This window comes from uncultured Eubacterium sp. (assembly GCF_934561735.1).
In the GTDB taxonomy this organism is placed as follows: Bacteria; Bacillota; Clostridia; order Oscillospirales; family Acutalibacteraceae; genus Eubacterium_R.
On the sequence record NZ_CAKTGT010000001.1, the window covers coordinates 62,000 to 80,295 of the forward strand.

18 protein-coding genes and 2 tRNA genes are annotated in these 18,296 nt (G+C 36.7%); 5 read left to right on the top strand and 15 right to left on the bottom strand.

Annotated features, from left to right (window positions below; translation table 11 throughout):
* Positions 1-76: 76 nt before the first annotated feature.
* Together Q0E08_RS00275 and Q0E08_RS00280 are read right to left on the bottom strand one after the other, a co-directional pair.
* A complete protein-coding gene (locus tag Q0E08_RS00275; protein WP_294774817.1) occupies positions 77-1,294 on the bottom strand; it encodes a sodium ion-translocating decarboxylase subunit beta in 1,218 nt (405 codons plus the stop codon).
* An 18-nt stretch (positions 1,295-1,312) separates the two neighbouring features.
* Entirely contained in the window at positions 1,313-1,744 is a 432-nt protein-coding gene (locus Q0E08_RS00280; protein WP_294774820.1) for an OadG family protein, read from the bottom strand.
* A gap of 167 nt (positions 1,745-1,911) precedes the next feature.
* On the opposite strand from Q0E08_RS00280, the gene Q0E08_RS00285 reads away from it, so the two are divergent.
* Entirely contained in the window at positions 1,912-2,046 is a 135-nt protein-coding gene (locus tag Q0E08_RS00285; RefSeq protein WP_273339237.1) for a hypothetical protein, read from the top strand.
* Between the two features lie 427 nt (positions 2,047-2,473).
* Here Q0E08_RS00285 and Q0E08_RS00290 read toward each other — a convergent pair whose 3' ends face one another.
* From Q0E08_RS00290 to lexA, 7 genes are read right to left on the bottom strand one after another with little or no spacing between them, the layout of a single operon-like run.
* Entirely contained in the window at positions 2,474-3,418 is a 945-nt protein-coding gene (locus Q0E08_RS00290; RefSeq protein WP_294774824.1) for a biotin--[acetyl-CoA-carboxylase] ligase, read from the bottom strand.
* Positions 3,419-3,454: 36 nt separating this feature from the next.
* Entirely contained in the window at positions 3,455-4,318 is an 864-nt protein-coding gene (locus Q0E08_RS00295) for a DegV family protein (RefSeq protein WP_294774827.1), read from the bottom strand.
* 1 nt (position 4,319) lies between these two features.
* Positions 4,320-5,594: a hypothetical protein gene (locus tag Q0E08_RS00300; protein ID WP_294774830.1), complete on the bottom strand. Its 1,275-nt coding sequence runs from the start codon at positions 5,592-5,594 to the stop codon at positions 4,320-4,322.
* Between the two features lie 15 nt (positions 5,595-5,609).
* Complete coding sequence (locus Q0E08_RS00305) at positions 5,610-6,200, bottom strand: haloacid dehalogenase-like hydrolase (protein WP_294774833.1); 591 nt, start codon at positions 6,198-6,200, stop codon at positions 5,610-5,612.
* Position 6,201: 1 nt separating this feature from the next.
* Positions 6,202-6,702, bottom strand: coding sequence for a dCMP deaminase family protein (locus tag Q0E08_RS00310; protein WP_294774836.1), 501 nt, complete (start codon positions 6,700-6,702; stop codon positions 6,202-6,204).
* A gap of 11 nt (positions 6,703-6,713) precedes the next feature.
* On the bottom strand, positions 6,714-7,532 hold the full coding sequence (locus tag Q0E08_RS00315) for an Mrp/NBP35 family ATP-binding protein (RefSeq protein ID WP_294774839.1): 819 nt from the start codon (positions 7,530-7,532) through the stop codon (positions 6,714-6,716).
* Positions 7,533-7,552: 20 nt separating this feature from the next.
* The gene (gene lexA / locus Q0E08_RS00320; protein WP_294774842.1) at positions 7,553-8,143 is read right to left on the bottom strand and encodes a transcriptional repressor LexA; all 591 of its coding nucleotides are present in this window, start codon (positions 8,141-8,143) and stop codon (positions 7,553-7,555) included.
* 225 nt (positions 8,144-8,368) lie between these two features.
* Here lexA and Q0E08_RS00325 point away from each other — a divergent pair.
* Together Q0E08_RS00325 and Q0E08_RS00330 are read left to right on the top strand one after the other, a co-directional pair.
* A tRNA-Met gene (locus tag Q0E08_RS00325) sits at positions 8,369-8,445 on the top strand.
* Positions 8,446-8,449: 4 nt separating this feature from the next.
* Positions 8,450-8,524 (top strand) — tRNA-Glu (locus tag Q0E08_RS00330).
* A 217-nt stretch (positions 8,525-8,741) separates the two neighbouring features.
* Here the strand turns inward: Q0E08_RS00330 and Q0E08_RS00335 are convergent.
* Positions 8,742-9,164 (bottom strand): flavodoxin, encoded by a 423-nt coding sequence (locus Q0E08_RS00335; RefSeq protein WP_294774845.1) that lies wholly within the window; start codon positions 9,162-9,164, stop codon positions 8,742-8,744.
* A gap of 16 nt (positions 9,165-9,180) precedes the next feature.
* Complete coding sequence (locus Q0E08_RS00340; RefSeq protein ID WP_294774848.1) at positions 9,181-9,735, bottom strand: DUF3793 family protein; 555 nt, start codon at positions 9,733-9,735, stop codon at positions 9,181-9,183.
* Between the two features lie 391 nt (positions 9,736-10,126).
* Between Q0E08_RS00340 and Q0E08_RS00345 the strand changes: the two genes are divergently transcribed.
* Both Q0E08_RS00345 and Q0E08_RS00350 read left to right on the top strand, forming a co-directional pair.
* Positions 10,127-10,297 carry a hypothetical protein gene (locus tag Q0E08_RS00345; protein ID WP_294774852.1) on the top strand — a complete coding sequence of 57 codons (171 nt, stop codon included), beginning with the start codon at positions 10,127-10,129 and terminating at the stop codon, positions 10,295-10,297.
* A 29-nt stretch (positions 10,298-10,326) separates the two neighbouring features.
* Positions 10,327-10,899 carry a GNAT family N-acetyltransferase gene (locus tag Q0E08_RS00350; RefSeq protein ID WP_294774855.1) on the top strand — a complete coding sequence of 191 codons (573 nt, stop codon included), beginning with the start codon at positions 10,327-10,329 and terminating at the stop codon, positions 10,897-10,899.
* Between the two features lie 339 nt (positions 10,900-11,238).
* On the opposite strand, the gene Q0E08_RS00355 is transcribed toward Q0E08_RS00350, so the two are convergent.
* The 4 genes from Q0E08_RS00355 to Q0E08_RS00370 all read right to left on the bottom strand — a co-directional run bounded on the left by Q0E08_RS00355 (position 11,239) and on the right by Q0E08_RS00370 (position 18,296).
* On the bottom strand, positions 11,239-13,059 hold the full coding sequence (locus Q0E08_RS00355; protein WP_294774858.1) for a DUF2357 domain-containing protein: 1,821 nt from the start codon (positions 13,057-13,059) through the stop codon (positions 11,239-11,241).
* Between the two features lie 17 nt (positions 13,060-13,076).
* Positions 13,077-15,614 carry a hypothetical protein gene (locus tag Q0E08_RS00360; RefSeq protein WP_294774862.1) on the bottom strand — a complete coding sequence of 846 codons (2,538 nt, stop codon included), beginning with the start codon at positions 15,612-15,614 and terminating at the stop codon, positions 13,077-13,079.
* Between the two features lie 119 nt (positions 15,615-15,733).
* A complete protein-coding gene (locus Q0E08_RS00365; RefSeq protein ID WP_294774864.1) occupies positions 15,734-16,048 on the bottom strand; it encodes a hypothetical protein in 315 nt (104 codons plus the stop codon).
* Between the two features lie 637 nt (positions 16,049-16,685).
* Entirely contained in the window at positions 16,686-18,296 is a 1,611-nt protein-coding gene (locus tag Q0E08_RS00370) for a hypothetical protein (protein ID WP_294774866.1), read from the bottom strand.

Here is an 18,296-nt window from a genome sequence, read left to right on the forward strand (position 1 = left end):
AATATCCTTTTACTGTTAAAAACAGAGGTGGAACATATGCGCCACCTCTATTTATAATCATTGTATTGTGTTTAATTTAACCGAGAAGGGTAAGCAAAATACCTGCGGCAACGGCTGAACCGATAACGCCCGATACATTTGGACCCATAGCGTGCATAAGAAGGAAGTTTGAAGGATTTTCTGCCTGACCGACCTTTTGTGACACACGAGCCGCCATAGGAACCGCAGATACACCTGCCGAACCGATAAGCGGATTAATCTTGCCCTTGGTGATAACATACATCAACTTACCGAAGAGTACGCCGCCGGCTGTACCGAATGCAAATGCGATAAGACCGAGAAGTACAATCTTCAAAGTATTGAGGTTGAGGAATGACTGAGCAGATGTTGTTGCACCTACCGAAAGACCCAAGAGAATTGTTACGATATTCATAAGTTCGTTTTGAGCCGCCTTTGCGATACGCTCTGTCTGTCCGCTCTCTTTAAGAAGGTTACCGAGCATAAGCATACCTACAAGAACTGCGGCATCCGGAAGAAGAAGCGAAACGATAACCGTTACCATAATCGGGAACAAAATCTTTTCAAGCTTTGAAACCGGACGAAGTGTGCCCATAACAACGCTACGCTCTTTTTTGGTTGTAAGTGCCTTCATAATAGGCGGTTGAATAACAGGTACAAGCGCCATATAACTGTATGCCGCCACAGCGATTGTACCCAACATTGCCGGAGCAAGTTTTGATGTAACGAAAATAGCCGTAGGTCCGTCTGCACCGCCGATGATAGCGATTGAGCCTGCCTGCTGAGGGTCGAAGCCCAAAACAATGGCAATAACATAAGCAACGAAGATACCGAGCTGAGCCGCAGCACCGAGAATAAATGATGACGGGTTTGCGATAAGTGAGCTGAAGTCGGTCATAGCACCGATACCGAGGAAGATAAGCGGAGGATAAATACCCGCTTTAACACCAAAGTAAAGGAAGTCCATAAGACCCGGCGTCAGCGTGTTGCCTGCCGCATCTGTCATTCTGCCGGCTACCAAATCAATAAATCCCTGCAAATCGTGATACTGTACGGCAAGGTTTGCGCCCGGCAGGTTTGCAAGGAGCATACCGAATGCGATAGGTATCATCAAAAGAGGTTCAAAGCCTTTCTTAATTCCCAACCAAAGGAAGAAGAAAGCAACAATAAGCATAATTAAGTTTTTGTATCCGCCGTCTGCGGTAAAGAAGTAAGCGTATCCGCTGTTAACAAGGATACTTTTAACTACTTCCCATACACCTTGTAATATTTCCATAAAGCCTGTTTGTCCTCCTTAAAACGGTCTGGTATTGTCCGCAACAGCCGCCTGTGCCCAAGGGTTACGGGTGGTAATAGGACTTGTTTTTCTTGTTACGCTGCGAATAACCGCAGAACTGCCCTCCATTGAATAAACGGCTGCGCTGATTGCCGCAACAACTTCACCGCTTATACCTTCTTCAACAACGGGAGCAGGTGCACTTACGGGAGCAGGAGCCGCCGGTTTTGCCTTTGACAAATCCGCCTCCATGGCACTTTGCATTTTTTTAGCTTCATTTTTCTTTGTCTTTGCCTGCGACTTCGACACGATTGCACCGAATGCATAGAAAACACCGATTAATACAAGAAGTGTGCAAAGAACAATTCCGATTCCGGCAACGATAACAGTTACGGTAAAGGTTACAGACCTGTCCGCAACAATGCCTGTTGCCAATGTTATAGTATCCATACAACAATATCCTCCGTATAAAATTTCATACATCACTCATTATATAGCATTGCCAAACTTTTTTCAACAATTATTTTATATAAAAATATTAAAAATACTTAAAATTACTATTGATTTTCTCATCAAAAGTGTATATAATAATATTATCGATCCTTTGGAGGTGGGTTATGAGCAAAGAAGCACTTATAATTGCAATCCTTATAGCGCTTATCATCCTTTGGTTTACAGAAACTTTAGGGATGCAAAAAACCTCACGAATTCTCGCCGGAGCGATTGATCTTGGTTTCGCAGTATTGCGTTGACAATACTATATTTAATAATTAATAAAAAAACGCATTCTTCCCAAATCGGATGCGTTTTTTTATTTTGCCCGAAAGCAACGTAAGCTGTTGAGAAAGGTTCTGAATTTCGTTTTCTTGCGAAGGAAGATGTACGATGGTACCTCGACTGAGCAAAAAACGAAAAACGCCAAAAGTGCCGCAAATTCGATGTTTGTGGCACTTTTACAATCCCTCCGTCAACACTTTGTGTTGCCACCGTCTCACCTGCCGGTTCGGTCAGTGCTTCTGCATTAAAATGCAGAGGTCTCCACAGGAGACCCGCACCCTTTACACAAGGGAGGCATTAAGCGGTTAGTTTATTTTATTGGCGTGGTTCAGGGGCTTTATCGACAGTCTGAGAGGCGAACACAGTTCGCCCCTACGATAATTTTGATACGGTTCAAAAATGTCATCTTGTCCTGACAGTGATTTCGCCCGAGCGGAGAACATCGTGAGTGCCGTCGGAGAGAACAACCTCAAGTCCGCCGACATCATCAATGCCTACCGCAGTTGCAGGAGTGACAATTCCGTTTTTGATAAAATTAATATCCTTGCCGACAATCATACTGTGAGAACGGTAGTAATCAATAAACGCACTGTAATCACCCGTTACGATTCCGTTGAGCTCGTTTGCAACGGTTGCAATAAACTCGGCTCTTTTGACCGGTGCTTCAAGGCACGCCGCATTTTGCACATCCGACGGAAAGCTGTGAGTTTTGAGATTAACCCCTATGCCTATCACAACCGACTCAACCGTTTGCGTTTCAAAATTTGTTACGGCTTCGGTCAATATGCCGCAAATCTTTTTGCCGTCAACATAAACATCATTCACCCACTTGATTTGCGGAGTGATATCGGTCAGCTTTTCAATAGCCTTGCACACGGCAACCGAAGCGGCGGTTGTAGCCGTTACGGCATTTTGGAGTTTTGCCATAGGGTGAACGACAAGGCTCATATAAATCCCCGTTTTTGCCGGAGAATAAAAACTCTTGCCCTGTCTGCCCCTGCCTGCCGTTTGCTCCTCGCCCACAACAAGAAGCGGCTTTGTGTCACCGTCGGTGATAATACGCTTTGCCTCGTTGTTTGTGGAATCTATGCTTTTGTAAAAAGCCACATTGCAATCAAAATCTATATGCTTTTTAAGTTCGTTTTCATTTAAAATATCGTTATTTGCATCAAACATATATCCACGATTTGTAACTGCTGTAATCGTGTAACCGTCCGCCTGAAGTGCCTTGACGGCTTTCCACACGCCTGCACGGCTTTTGCCGAGATTTTGTGCAAGCTCCTCGCCGCTGACATAATCTCCGCTGTGTTCGGACAAATAATTCAAAATTTCTTCTTTAAGTGCCATAATATTAATTACATTATATATAATAAGTGTTTACAATCATTTTTTGATATAAAATATTGCAAATGTTTTAGGTCCGCAATGAGATGAAATAGTACAGCCCGCATCTGCCACAATCACTTGATTGAACTTGTCCTTGCCCTCGATTACGCCCTTTGCAAAAGCTATTGTTTGCGGCGACACTCCGCCGCTCTCTGCAATAACAACACGGTCGGGCTGAATCCGTTTTATCTCGTTCATACGGTCGGCGATATACTGCTTGTAAACAAGTTCGATTTTGCCTCGGTATTTTTTTGAAACCTCAAGTTTGCCGGTTTGATTGTCAACGGCGATTGACGGCTTAATTCCGAGAACATTTGCACCGAACCTTGCAACAGACGAACATCTGCCGCCCTTGTGAAGATATTCAAGTCCGTCAAGAACAAAAGTTGCACTTACTTTTGGCACAAGTTTTGTAACCCTGTCGGCTATTTTTTTTGCATCCATACCCTTTGCACGGTAATCGCAAGCCTTGAGAACCAAAAGTCCCTGTGCTGCACAAAGTGTTTTTGAATCAACGCAAAAAACATTGTCAAACTCACTTGCCGCTACGCAAGCATTTTGGAACGAGGACGAAAGTCCCGAAGAAAATCCGATGTGCACCACCTTTTTGCCCTCATCGGTCAGCTGTTTAAAAACCTCAAAGTATTCTGCAGGAGTTACTGCCGAAGTTTTTGGAAGTTTGCCCGTTTTTTCAACAAACGAATAAACATCATCGGGTTTAATATCAACACCGTCACGATACACCGTATCACCCAAAAGAACGGTAAGAGGCACAACGGTTATATCATTTTCATCTATAAGCCTCTGCGGCAAATCACAAGTGGAATCGGTTGTAATTGCAATATCTTTAACATTATTCATATTACCTAACTCCGAAATTAATTTTTATCTTATCTATATTATCCCTCTTATAAGGCTGATCAAACTTAACGGTTAAAATTTCCGCACCATTTGAACTATGCGAAAGTGTAGCCGTATATGAAACATCAAAGTTGTTTGACTCACCATCCGTAATTGTCATAGGAACAGAAAATTCATTGCTCTTGATAAGCGACTTTTTAAATTTAAAGCCCTGTTTTGCATAAAGAACAACCCCGTCCTGCTGCACGGTAATTTTTGACAATTTATTCAAATCACTTGTATTTTTTGAAAAATCATCGGTATCCAGGTCTGATTTAACTTCCATATCATACTGAATATAATCTATAACCTTGTCGCCGTCTGTGGAAGAATTGGCGTTTTTGCACACCGACTTCCATTCCTTATCGTCATAGTCATAGTTATATGCACCGTATTCCATATTAGGCTTAAAAGTCATTGTTTTGTTAACAACATATGTTTGGTTAGTACTGCTTACCGAAAGCATACATTTTACATATCCGGCATCTTGCACAACATCGGTATTTTTATATTTTATTGTTATCGGGAACGAAACAAATATACCGTTGTCCTCAACCGTATATTCGGCAGCACCTCTTTCCCAAGTATCAACAGTGAGATAATCGCCGTTTTCATCCTGCAAAGTTTTAAACGAGCGATAATATCCCTGCGGAACACCTGTTTCACGGTCATATTCCATCTCGTTGTAAACATAATAAAGAGCAACATAACCGATTTTTTTGCATACAGGTGACTGGCTAATTTCTATATTAACCTTGTCATCAATAATTTGCTTTGTCGTTGAACGGGTCATTGCGTTGACGGTGTACTTAATTGTGCCGTCTTCTCTTGCAATTTCATTGATAACATAAACACCGTAAACATAAGTGCCGTCGTCGTTGACATCACTTACAAGCTTTATAATCATTTCAAGAGGCTCATCCTTATCAAGCTGCCTGAAATAAAGCTTTGGCTTTTCAACATCGATATAAGAACTCCAATTTTCAAATGTGTACTCCACACCGTTATGTACCATAATAACATCGTTGTCCTGCTTGTAAAAGTGATAATCCCTTTTGTTATTTTCAACAAGCAGAGTTCTGTCGCTGCCTTTTTCTGTAACGGCAAGCTTTGTTGCAGTGGTTTGCACGGCAGAGCTTCTGTCATGTTTTACCGCCTTTTCGGACACTAAATATGAAGAAAACACCGCACAAACAACAAGCAAAAATACCAAAAATATATCTGCAAATTTTTTCATTAACAACTCTCGTTTCTATTTTGAATAAACTTCTTCGTAATCAAACGGAACCTTTTCTCCGTGTTCTATATGATAGCATTGATTTTTTGCAAGTGCAAAAATGTACTTATCGTGCCTGTAAGAATCGGAATAAACATCCTCAATTTCCAAATCCTCCGGCTTATGTATCTCATAAAGTCGGCGTACCTTTTCCTCGCCCCTGCAATTTTCGCCTATTATAACACCTGTTTTAGGATTGTGGCGTGTGCATATCAATTCATCAAAATTGAGCCTTTTTGCAATTTCGCCAAGCAGAAAATCAGGGCTTGCACTGATGACAATGCTGTATCTTTTTCTGTCATAAAACCACGGGTGTACTTTTTTTATATACTTGTCCCAAAACTTTTTGACTGCCTTTTCCTTTGGAATAAGCGGCAAAAAAAGGTAACAAGTGCGTTTGAACAGCGTAAATCTGATTATACCGAGCCCCATAAGAAGTCCTGAAATCGCAACAAGCGGCAAAATAATCATACACCACGGATAATGCACCATGCAATACACAAAAAACAGCGTACCGCTGTCAAACGGCACTATTGTTTTGTCAAAATCATAAATATCAATTTGCATATTATACATCACTTTCGTCAAATGAGATTTCCAAATTTTTATGTGTCGGAGTGAATTTTGTAAGCTTTACACCTGCAGACAAAAACATTTTTTTGCTGGCAAGAGTGCTTTCTGTTTCGGCATATTTATCCGACATATAAACAACCTCTTTTATGCCGCTCTGGATAATGGCCTTTGCACACTCGTTGCACGGAAAAAGCGCAACATAAATCCTTGAACCGCTGAGATTGTGACCGCCCGAATTCAAAATAGCATTAAGTTCTGCGTGGCAAACAAACGGATATTTTGTATCGTTTGACTTGTCGCCCGAACGCTCCCACGGGTATTCGTCATCACTGCAACCGCGAGGGAAGCCGTTGTAGCCCACCGACATAATTTTGTTGTCATCGCTTACGATACAGGCACCGACCTGCGTGCTGGGGTCCTTGCTTCTCATAGAAGAAAGAAGTGCAATACCCATAAAGTATTCGTCCCACGAAATATAATTCTCTCTTTTCGGCATAATTTTTCTCCTTAATCAAGTGCAGAAACAAATTCGTCAAGCTGCGGACATTCCACATCCTCAACTCTGCCCTCATCAACAAGCTTTGCAACCTCGGGGTCAATCGGCAACTTTGCAAGAACGGGAACACCGAGTTCCTTTGCGGTTTCGTCAATTTGGCTTTCGCCGAAAATGTTATGCTTTTTGCCGCAATCCGGACATTGATAATAGCTCATATTTTCAACAAGACCGAGAACAGGAACATTCATAATCTTTGCCATATTAAACGCTTTATTTACAATCATCTTTACCAAATCCTGCGGAGTTGACACAATTACTATTCCGTCAACAGGGAGGCTCTGGAACACTGTAAGTGCCACATCGCCAGTTCCCGGAGGCATATCAACAAAAAGATAATCAAGTTCGCCCCAATTAACATCGGTCCAAAACTGCTCGATAACACCCGAAATAACAGGTCCTCTCCAAACAACAGGGGAGTTGACATCTTCAAGAAGAAGGTTGATTGACATCATCTTTACGCCTGTTTTTGTAACCGTTGGCAAAAGACCCGTGTCGTCCTGCATTGCTCTTGAAGTTATGCCAAAGGATTTTGGCACGGAAGGGCCGGTAATATCGGCATCAAGAACGCCGACTTTGAGCCCTGCCTTTTGACATTTTGCGGCAAGAAGACAGCTTACAAGGCTTTTGCCTACGCCGCCCTTACCGGATACAATACCTATAACTTTTTTGATATTTGAATTTTTGTTCATAGGTTTAAGAAAGCTCTGCGGCTCTTTTCTCTCTCCGCAGTTGCTCGAACAAGTCGAGCAATCGTGTGTACATTCGCTCATATTTCCACTCCTAAGTGATATTAGTATTTTCTGATTACCATATTGACCTTGCCCAAAATCATCACTTCTTTTACAATAATAGGCTCGTAAATATCGTTTTCGGGTTGAAGCCTGAAATGGCCTTTTTCTTTGTAAAATCTTTTTACGGTTGCCTCATCGCCGATAAGTGCAACAACTATTTCGCCGTTTGACGCAACCGGAGTTTTTTCAACTATAACCGTGTCGCCGTCCAAAATTCCGGCATTAATCATTGAATCGCCCCTGACTTTAAGAGCAAACATATTTTTGCCTTTATTCTTTACAGGCACCGGAATATAATCCTCAATGCTCTCAACCGCCAAAATAGGCTGACCTGCCGTAACCGTGCCTACAAGCGGCACATGATAAGCCTTTGTGTCAAAACCTTTTATGCGAACCGTTCTTTTCATCAAAGGGTCACGCTCAATATACCCTGCTTTTTCAAGCGAGTTGAGCATATACTGTGCGGATGACGGCGAATGGTAATCCATAGCCGTTTCTATTTCCCTTACTGTAGGAGCAACTCCTCTTTCATCAAAGTACTCTTTGATAAACTCGAGGCATTGCTGCTGCTTGAGATCCATCTTTTTCATTTGGCCCTCCGTTACTATAATTATAATATAGTTATTTTTATACATCTTATATATTCAATATACTATCACCGAGAAGTGCCAAAGTCAAACAAATGTACCCTTTTTAATAAAAAGTTCAAAAAAGATAATCATAAAGGGACGAATTTTACACTTTTAAAAAATTTTTTAAAAAAAGTGTTGACAAATGCCTCGTTTTACGCTATACTCTTGCTTGCAAGTCTAAATGGCTTTATAGCTCAGTTGGCTAGAGCACGCGGTTCATACCCGCGGTGTCACTGGTTCGAATCCAGTTAAAGCCACCAATTTGGCCCGGTGGTCAAGCGGTTAAGACACCGCCCTTTCACGGCGGTAACACGGGTTCGATTCCCGTCCGGGTCACCATAAAAGGAACATCAAATTTGATGTTCTTTTTTATTTTATAAAAAGCATATAACAAAAAGCGAACGACATAGCCGTTCGCTTTCTGTTTATTGGATTAGGAGTAGAGAAATGTGAACAATTTACTTTTGAGCTAAGTTTAAACTGTTCCGAATATCCTCAACCTTAATTAAAAACATTCGGAGCAATTTAAGCCGAAGCTTAAATTGTTCATCGGGCACTAAGCAAGTGCTTTACCTAAATCTTCGCATTTAGCAACCGCTTCATCATCCGGTGCGTCATTGCAAATTACGCTGTCGCATACCAAATCGGCACCAAAAGATTTGCAATCATTCTCCCATGTTTGCATCCACTCGCCGTCACCCCATCCGTATGAACCGAAAAGGGCTATTTTTTTGCCTTTTAACTTGCTTTTGCAAGAGTCAAACATAGGCTCAAATTCTGTATCTTCAAGCTGTTCGCAACCCATTGATGGGCAACCGAACGCTATAAAATCATAATTGTCAATCATATTGGAGTTGAATGAATCCGCCGTAAACAATTCAGGCTGTCCGCCTGCCGATTTTACACCGTCAACAACAGCGTCTGCCATAGCCGCCGTGTTGCCTGTTCCGCTCCAATATACAACTGCTGTTTTGCTCATAAATCCACCGTCTTTCTTAAACCGCTCTTACAGTAAGTTTCGTTATACTTCTGCCGCCGAGCCATAATTTTGTATATATTTCCTTGCATTTGTTGAATTTTGCAAAGGTTTTTATTGCTTCACACTCGTTACAATACACCTTCCAACAACCCGTGCACTTGCTGTTTTGCCCCGCATTGTCGATAAATCCTTTGACATCCTCAAGCGGATAGCCGAGGAAAATTCCGATTTCGTGCGGAAACTCATCCGTGTACATCAGTCGACTTTTAAGCCTTTCAAGGCACGCTTCAACATCGGTATTGCCGTAACCGTATTGCATCAAAAATTCCGCAACGCCGTCCTTTTGCAAATCGGACGCAAGTTTTGATTTCCTCACGGCATAAACAAGAGCACACTTTTGGCTTTTCTTCAGCACCAAAATGCAAACTCCCGTGCCTTGCAACTCCTTGTTTATTCTTTCAACCGACGATATGAGAAGTGCATCGTTGTCAAACGAAATGTTCACAAGATTTGCTGTTTTAAGCGACGCAAGGGTCGGCGAGCAATGCTCTATCAGGTACTTTTCAAGCATATGTGTTCTTCCTGTATTGTGTGCGAATATTTTATGTTTATCAGTTAGCATATGCTAACTTCATTACCAAAAAATAAAAGCATTTAGCTTTATAAATTCCGGCGTTTCAAATTGTCTCAATGAGTTAGCTGTTGCTAACCACAAACACATAATACCATCTCTCCAAGTATTTGTCAACACTTTTTTCAAAAAAAATTAAGAACAACAAAATGTCCCAAATCAGTTCATAATATTTTAGCATATTTACTACATATTTTCAATTCGCAAATAAATCATAAAAACCATCAATTAAGTATCGGGTAATCTTTAAGTACAAATACAGCATAAACACAATGTATAAATCTTTAAAGATTCAAGAAGCGAATATTATGCGTTTCTAAAACGAATGGATATGCCCGACAAAGATTTACCCCGCCTTGACATTGACAGCGTTATGCCGTATGATTGTATTAGATTGAAGTATGCGTGGGCTGAACAATCCGAGAAATATCACAACGGCAACAGAAAGTGCCGTCACAGAATTTCAGCGACGCTATGGTTGAAGCGTTTAAGGATAAGTTAAAAGATTAAACATAATTTAGGGGTAAATAAATGACTGATATAGAATTATTACATCCTTTAAATCACGTCGGAACTAATACGATAAAAACCGCAAGGTTAATTTTAAGGCGTTTTCAATTAAACGATAGTGTCGATATGTTTAAGTGGGCAAGTAATCATGATGTGGTAAAGTATCTTTCTTATGAGCCACACAAAACGATAAATGAAACAAAGACCGTCCTGAAAAGCTGGATAAAAAATTACAGTAAAACGACAACTTATAACTGGGCTATTGAATTTCAAGGAGTTGTTATCGGCAATATTGCTGTCGTTACTCAAGACGACGAATGTTTTACCTGTCATCTCGGATGGCAAATTGATAAGCCATATTGGAATAAAGGAATAATGACAGAAGCGGCAAGTGCAGTGGTGGATTATTTATTTGACGAAGTGCATTATGATAGGATTACATCCGGTTGCGATACACGAAATATCGGTTCAAGTAAGGTTATGCAAAAGATAGGTATGACTCTTGAGGGAACATTCAGAAGATACTGCTATCAAAAAGACGGAAGCATCGGGGATAAATTCTATTACGCTATACTCGAATCAGACCGATATTAATATCCAATTTACCGGTTCACATTTTATTTGGCATAATTTAAACAAAAGAACTATCGGACTTAATGTCTGATAGCTCTTAATCTTTTGTGAATATTTTGTTGTTGCCAAAATGTTGCCATTTGGAGTTGCAAAACCCTCGAAAGCCTTATAAATAGGGCATTTATCGAAATTGCGGAGTTACTCTCACTCGACTGTGGGTTTGCTATTCCTCACTGTTTACCGTTAAAAACAACGGTATTTCGCTGTTTTTAGCATAGCGCACTCGCTACATTCTTCACCGTTTTCAAATTTTGTACTCAATTTTTACTCATGAGCATAAAGATTATATCATCAATATTGTTATAATAGTTTGTAATATTTCTCAAAATATTCAGATAGCAAATCATTGTGAACCTGCTCAATATCATCGATTGGCTCTTCTGATATTGTCAAAATATCTGCAAACGGCATATACTCACTTGGAACCTCGTTTGTATAAACCGAAACACATTTATCATCTTCTGAAATTTTTCCGTTTATTGCACACAATCCAATTATTTCACTATTATCAAATATAGGTGCAAGAGAAAACAAGTATTTAAAAGTAAGATTTGGGAAATACCAGTTTTTTACGGTGTTTTGATTTGAGTATTTACTGTCAAGAATTAAATACTTATCAATTCCATTTTTAGAAAACTTAATTATATAATCAGGCAAATAAAACTTACCTTCAATTTCTTTTTGATTAATATGATTTGCCATTGATAATTTTGTATTTCTAATTATGTTAATTTGATTTGAAGCCATACTCTTTTTGAAAAAAATTACTGGTTGATAATACATAGTGATAGAAACATCACCTTTTTGGAAACAATAAGTATTAGCATACATTGTATTCTTGAAGTACTTAGAGTTAGGAACTTTATAGGTAAATCTATCCTTTCGAGATAACTCATAATCTGCTCCATCAAAATAATTATACAATTTTAATAGTACATAATACTCATATAATTGGCTATTAGCCAAAAATGGTAATAAGAATTCATCTTGTTTTAAATCATAAATTCCAAATTCATACCATTTTTTAATACACTTATAAATTCTGTTATACTGCTTTATAGACAGAAAAGTGTGTGTAGGTTTTGGTACATCAGCGACAATAAATTGTGATACTGGTAAAATATGTTTATATTGTTTTAGTAACGCTACCAATTCATCGACACATTTTAACAATTCCAAGCTAAAATTTTCCAATTTCTTTTTTGTTGCACCATAAATCATAAATGCAGATGCTTGATAACCATCTTCCGTTATCTGTTCTTCAGAAAAATCGATAACTCTCTTATTAATCTCTTTTCTCAAAGTAACGACATTATTGATTAAAGAACTTAAAAAGCCCACAACAATTTGGTTTTCATAAATATCAAAAGAAACCTTATTGTTAATTATTAAAGTATTTTTAGGAATAAAATTTCTTCTCCCAACCTTTATTCCACTCTCACCTAAAGTTTCGCGCAATTCTTCTGGATGTTGAGTTATATATGAAATTGTATCAGATGATACATAATTAAGCTTTTCAAACTTATCAATTGTATTATTACTTTTCAAAGTGAACTTACTGTTAGTTTTAAAGTATCTAAATGACTGTCTATATTCACTGATTATTTCTTTGATAATGGCCACTTGCGATTCAATTGTTTTCTTTTCACTTTCTTTTAATGATGATGTGTCAAGAGATTTCATTGTTCCATCAAACAAAAGTTTTTCTTGATTTGAGTAAACATATTCTGCCATTCTTCGGATACATTTCGATTCTTCATTCTCCTTAATCATAACATTGAAATAATCCGAATTTAATGTTATTTCGATGTTATTATAAAATGAAATAAGCAATGAAATCTGAACAAAACCGAAATTGTCTATAAATATTCGATTGTCTTTAAAGTAAAACTTTCCATTATTAAATTTTGAATCTACTTCAAATCCATTAATAAATAATGTAACATTTCTTATGTCACCAAGTTCACCATTCAGATATACGTCATAGGTTCTATCCGAATACACCTTATTAAACAATGTTTTCTCAATATTGTCAAAATCGAAATCGAAAATATCATCAAATAAAGGTGTCTCTAAAGCATCCATATTATATGGTTTAAGTTTTAGTGTAAACTTATCCATAGATATATGCTCCTAAATTAATTAAAGAATTGATAATATTGCATAGAATTATCACCATCAGAAATGATTTTATCTAATTGTGATGCAGTCATTGTAAGGAATTGACCCTCACAATAAGTCTTTAATTCTTCTAACCATTCTCTGTATTCAAGCCCATTACCAGAAATTTTAGTGATTGCTTTTTGACACATTGCATAATCCAAAGCAACTATAGAAGGTTCAGCAGATCTTTCTTTTTCTAACAAGTTTTGAGCTACTGAACAATAATTAATTACATCTTCTTCAATTCTTGGACTTAATGGTTGCTTAATACGTCTAAATCTATCCTTAATGTTTTCAAAGATAGAATTTGCTGTTTCTTCCATACTTGAACGATGTGATTCTATACACGAATTAATCTTTTCGATAGATATGGGTGAATTAAATCCATCAAATTCCTTAAGTGCTTCATCGTTATAGCTATAGCTCGACGAAGGTAATGAAACAACAAATGCTCTATCAATAAGTCGAGGAGATATTGTTTCAGTTGTATGGTCATTATTTATAGTTGCTAGGAAACGTAATGTTTTTGGAATTCTTAAAACTTCGTTTTCACCAAGATTAATTGAATTGTTAACATTTCTGCTTCCTCTATTAAATGTATCACATATATTAACAAAATCGCCCCAATAATATTCCATTGGACTCAAGTTTGCTTCATCAAGCAATATTATCATAGGAAATTTAGAATCTTGAGACTCAAAATGCAATAATTTCATAGCGTCATACAAATTACAATTATTTTTCTCAATTCTCTTTGATAATGGATTATAATATCCAATCAAATCACGTTTTGAGTTCCATCCTCTACCAACTGCAACAAGTAAATAACGTTCCGTAAACACATTTGTATCTTGAACAATTGGATGATCTAATCCTAATGAATGAGCAAGTATTCTACAAATTGAAGTTTTACCTGTTCCGGGTGCCCCAGAAAAGATTGTTAAGAATCCTAATGATGTACATAATACTAGATTTACAATCGTATTCTTTGAATACTTTGGTCTATACAACTGAATTTCACTTATAACATAATCAATCAGTTTTTCTTCTGTTATTCCACTATCAGAATAATTAATGATGGATGCCGCAATGTTTTTGTATTTTGTTTCCTCATCATCTCGCTCATATTTCGCAAGAGCATTAGATAAGGTTTTAGAAATCATTTTATCAAACTGTTCATCAAAAATAATTTTTGATGCCTTGTCTGTGACCTCTGTCACTTTATTTTCAATTTCTGTTTGTAATAAACTAAATCGTTTTTGATAGTGTTCTTCTAAAAACTGTAGTTCTTGAATATCTGTACTCAATTTAGTTTTTTGAACAATTTCATTAAATTCAGCATGAGCCTCTTCTATTTGAGCTTCTAATTGAATTTTTTCATTCTTTAAAGATTCTATTTCTCCAATAGCATCTTCTTTGCTACCTGCTTTAATTTCATCAATATCAGCAATAGTTTTCTCTTTTTCCTCTCTAACTCGTTCTAATTCTTCACGTTCTTCATCTAACTTACTCTTAAATACCTTATGTGATTGGAAACTATCGAGCAGTTCAGGATCAGAAACTATTTTCTCAACTAATTCGTCTAAATTAGAATCTCCATTTAACAATACAGCCAACATATCTGTTGTACTTGTCATTAATTCATGAAAATCTGTTGTATTGGAAATCAATTCCTTTAGCCTATTTACTCTTGATTGAGTTATTTTTTCATTACCATTTACAGCAATAAAAGGCGATGAATTAATCGTTTCAACTGCTTCCCCAAGTTTGTTAATAGGAATACTCGAATTGTCAAGATGCATACTTGATAAAGCTTTTATAAAAGCCTCTAACAAATCATCATCCGACATAACATCTTCAGTAACAACCTTAAAATTGGAATCTAAATGTATAAAATCAATCATTCTCTCTGAACGATAAAATTGACAGTAAATAATAGGATCATTCTCACCATCTTCATCAAGAGAATACTTATTAACAACATATCCATTTTGTTCTATTCTTGGATTAACATACATTTTTTCGTCGATATCTCTAATGGCAGTGTCAAAAGGACCATAATAGTATCCTTGATAATACAAAAATGATTTTGTCATAAACTTGTTAATAGGAAAACTGTCTTCTACAAAAATAACCTTCTTATTTTTGAAATCAACAGCGCTTTCTGCTATAACAGTTGGGTATAGATTATAATCTGATAAAGAATGCAATTTATTATTCTTTACCAAGTCTTTAATATCAATCTTAAAATGAGAGGTGTAAAAATCACCATTATAATTCTTATTCTCTTGTATATCACTTTCATCAAGAGTTAATACGCAAAACTCTCTTTTCATAATTTTGTCTTCTATGTCATAATATCTGCTCTTATAAACTGCAAAATTACCATGCTCGGGGAATCTTTCCTCTGCATCATCAATAGCGACAAACTTGTTATCTATGTATTCATACAGAGGATAAAAGTTATAGTATTGTTCGTCATATACATCCATATAACCTAAAAAAGTATACATATATAAACCTCCAAATGTTAAAAATACCATTGATATAATTATAGCACTTTTAATTTTAAATGACAATAATCGACATCAATTTTATATTATAACGGGTGGCAGATTAGTCTGCCACCCGTTTACATCATTTGAATATCGTCATCGTAATCATTATCATATCCGTAATATTCCTCGTAATTCTGCTTAATGGCTTTTATAGCCAGCTCGTGCAGGGAGTCTAAGATACGGTCACGCCATTGCTTGAATTCTCCAAACAAATCCGTTAAGCTTAACTGATAAAGGAAATCCTTATACCACTCAACCTCTGTTTGAAGATTGTCATTTTCGTTAGATCGCGATACTATCTCCATTTGGAGCTTATTGTTTGCTAAAACTGCGTTTTCACTGATTATCTTCAAATCATATTTTTCTGCTATCTTTGTGAATATTGACACTTTGCTCCCTCCAAATGCAGATTTGTCGCTCTTAATATGTTCAATTATACCACTTCTTTGTAAAATTTTCCACCGCTTAAATTATACTTGCAACTTAGTAACTTTTTGAATACTTGACGATAAAAGAAATCGGAGAATAGCAAAAGAGCTGTCAGACTTGATGTCTGATAGCTCTTAGCTTTATGTGAATATTTTATTGTTGCCAAAACGTTGCCATTTAGGGTTACAAAACTCCCGAATGCCTTGTAAATAGGGCATTTATCGAATCAGCGGAGTTACTCCCACTCTGCAACAAAGATGTGATTCTAAACTTTTTTGTTTAAAAATTTTATCTTCTTTTGCTCCTGATTATTTGATGTATCCATATTATCCAGCGTTGCTGATATATTGTTATCATTTTGTTATCAACCTTGATAACAGCTATAACATTTCACAACCTATTAGCAAGTTTATTATAGCATACACAGTATAGTAACGCAATATTATTCGTATAATCATATAAGGACTCGAGATATAAGGGTAAGCATTTAGGAGTTCTAAAAGCCGCATGAATACTGCATTTAAAAGTTTCAAAATGAGGGTAGCAACGGTATATCATTGCCACCCTCAAAAATTGTCTTCTAAATGCTTTTAATTGTTAATCATTAAACTCAGACAACAATAATTTCCAACTTGAATTATAATACTCTTCTATCATTTCATCTGTAATTTCATCATATCCTATCATTTTTGAAGGAATAAATGCTTCATCTTCTTCAAGCATTCTGGCATCATAAGCGTCGCAATATGCTTTTGATATAACACAAACTTCTGTTTCGGATGTAACTTCTGTTGGTTCCATGTTCATTCCTTGAGTTTCTGTCATCGTTAGACTATTATAAATTCCATCAATAAGATAAATATATTCATCGTCATGATAACTAACTTGAGTTGTTCCTATTTTATCCGGAATGATTTCACCTGCAGGTACTACAACCGCGGCAACATAATCATTATCAGCAACAAATTCATATCCTATATCAATTATTTGATAACGAGGTAACCCATCATGATAACCTTCAAACAATAATTTTGTTCGGAATCCTTGCTCGTTTAAGGTTTTTATTGTTTGGTTACCGTCAAGAATTACTTTAAGATAATCTTTAACGGTTGTATTTATTACCTCTTCATCTGATTTATTGTCTTTCGTGAAAACATGTTCTCCTTCATCAAAAAACAATTTTGATGATTTTGTATTAGTAATAACATTAAAAATAATCTTTTCGTTTTCAAGAGATACAACTATAGTGCCTTGATTGTTTTCCGTGTCGACAAAAGAAAATTCAATTGGAAACTCTACACCTTCTTTGGTCTCAGAAAAAGAATCAGTTTTAACTCCATCTTTCTTTTTTATCTCAATTCCAACATCGTTTTCATTAACAATTATGCGATAACCGGTACTAATGTCTTCATCGTAATAAAAGCCATTGAAACTTTCGTAATATTCATAAATAATTTTTTTGCTATTTTGATAATCGCCTAAAGCATAAAGAATTGGCAAGGCATTTACATAATCATTTTTTTCAACATATATCATTGCCGTTTCATATTTTTTGCTATCAAGTACTTTATCTGTTCCAAACACATAGTATAAAGCACCACTTGCAGCAATTAATAATACAACCAAAACAGAACAAAGGGCAATAATCTTTTTCTTTTTTGCCGCCTTATCATGTATCTTAGCTAACTCTATTTCCTTTTCTCTTCCCAAGAGTTTTAGAACAGCATTAGTTAAATCACTAATCGCACCAATGTTGTCATAATTCATAACCTGAATAGATTTTAACTCTTGTGGTAAGTCGTTGGCATTCATTTTAGAAATAACAGGAATAATTATTTTGTTTAATTCCTTGGCTTTATTCTCCTCTAATAATTGCTCAAAGTGTTCTTTTTGAATGCCTACAAAAATTAACACATCCGAATTGAACATAGCTAAATCGTTGCTAATTTCAAGGTCATCTCCAATTATATCAGCAGAATCTACTCGTGAGAAAAAAGCATTAATATTATTAAACTTTAGCTTTTGATAAACATCTTGAGCAATAATGCTGTCTTGTGTTCGTCTACCCAACTCATCATTTTCAATGCAGCATATACAAACGTCAAAATGCTGAATAACGATTTCAGGATGGAGTACATTACCACAACTCTGACATTTGTAATGCCCATTTACAAAATCTAATACACCACCACAATTCTTACAAATCAT

Coding starts and splice junctions, on each gene's coding strand:
- Q0E08_RS00360 (WP_294774862.1), bottom strand. CDS start 15,614: ATGTATACTTTTTTAGGTTATATGGATGTATATGACGAACAATACTAT.
- Q0E08_RS00350 (WP_294774855.1), top strand. CDS start 10,327: ATGACTGATATAGAATTATTACATCCTTTAAATCACGTCGGAACTAAT.
- Q0E08_RS00310 (WP_294774836.1), bottom strand. CDS start 6,702: ATGCCGAAAAGAGAGAATTATATTTCGTGGGACGAATACTTTATGGGT.
- Q0E08_RS00370 (WP_294774866.1), bottom strand. CDS start 18,296: ATGATTTGTAAGAATTGTGGTGGTGTATTAGATTTTGTAAATGGGCAT.
- Q0E08_RS00315 (WP_294774839.1), bottom strand. CDS start 7,532: ATGAGCGAATGTACACACGATTGCTCGACTTGTTCGAGCAACTGCGGA.
- Q0E08_RS00285 (WP_273339237.1), top strand. CDS start 1,912: ATGAGCAAAGAAGCACTTATAATTGCAATCCTTATAGCGCTTATCATC.
- Q0E08_RS00305 (WP_294774833.1), bottom strand. CDS start 6,200: ATGCAAATTGATATTTATGATTTTGACAAAACAATAGTGCCGTTTGAC.
- lexA (WP_294774842.1), bottom strand. CDS start 8,143: ATGAAAAAGATGGATCTCAAGCAGCAGCAATGCCTCGAGTTTATCAAA.
- Q0E08_RS00295 (WP_294774827.1), bottom strand. CDS start 4,318: ATGAATAATGTTAAAGATATTGCAATTACAACCGATTCCACTTGTGAT.
- Q0E08_RS00275 (WP_294774817.1), bottom strand. CDS start 1,294: ATGGAAATATTACAAGGTGTATGGGAAGTAGTTAAAAGTATCCTTGTT.
- Q0E08_RS00280 (WP_294774820.1), bottom strand. CDS start 1,744: ATGGATACTATAACATTGGCAACAGGCATTGTTGCGGACAGGTCTGTA.
- Q0E08_RS00290 (WP_294774824.1), bottom strand. CDS start 3,418: ATGGCACTTAAAGAAGAAATTTTGAATTATTTGTCCGAACACAGCGGA.
- Q0E08_RS00335 (WP_294774845.1), bottom strand. CDS start 9,164: ATGAGCAAAACAGCAGTTGTATATTGGAGCGGAACAGGCAACACGGCG.
- Q0E08_RS00300 (WP_294774830.1), bottom strand. CDS start 5,594: ATGAAAAAATTTGCAGATATATTTTTGGTATTTTTGCTTGTTGTTTGT.
- Q0E08_RS00345 (WP_294774852.1), top strand. CDS start 10,127: ATGCCCGACAAAGATTTACCCCGCCTTGACATTGACAGCGTTATGCCG.
- Q0E08_RS00340 (WP_294774848.1), bottom strand. CDS start 9,735: ATGCTTGAAAAGTACCTGATAGAGCATTGCTCGCCGACCCTTGCGTCG.
- Q0E08_RS00355 (WP_294774858.1), bottom strand. CDS start 13,059: ATGGATAAGTTTACACTAAAACTTAAACCATATAATATGGATGCTTTA.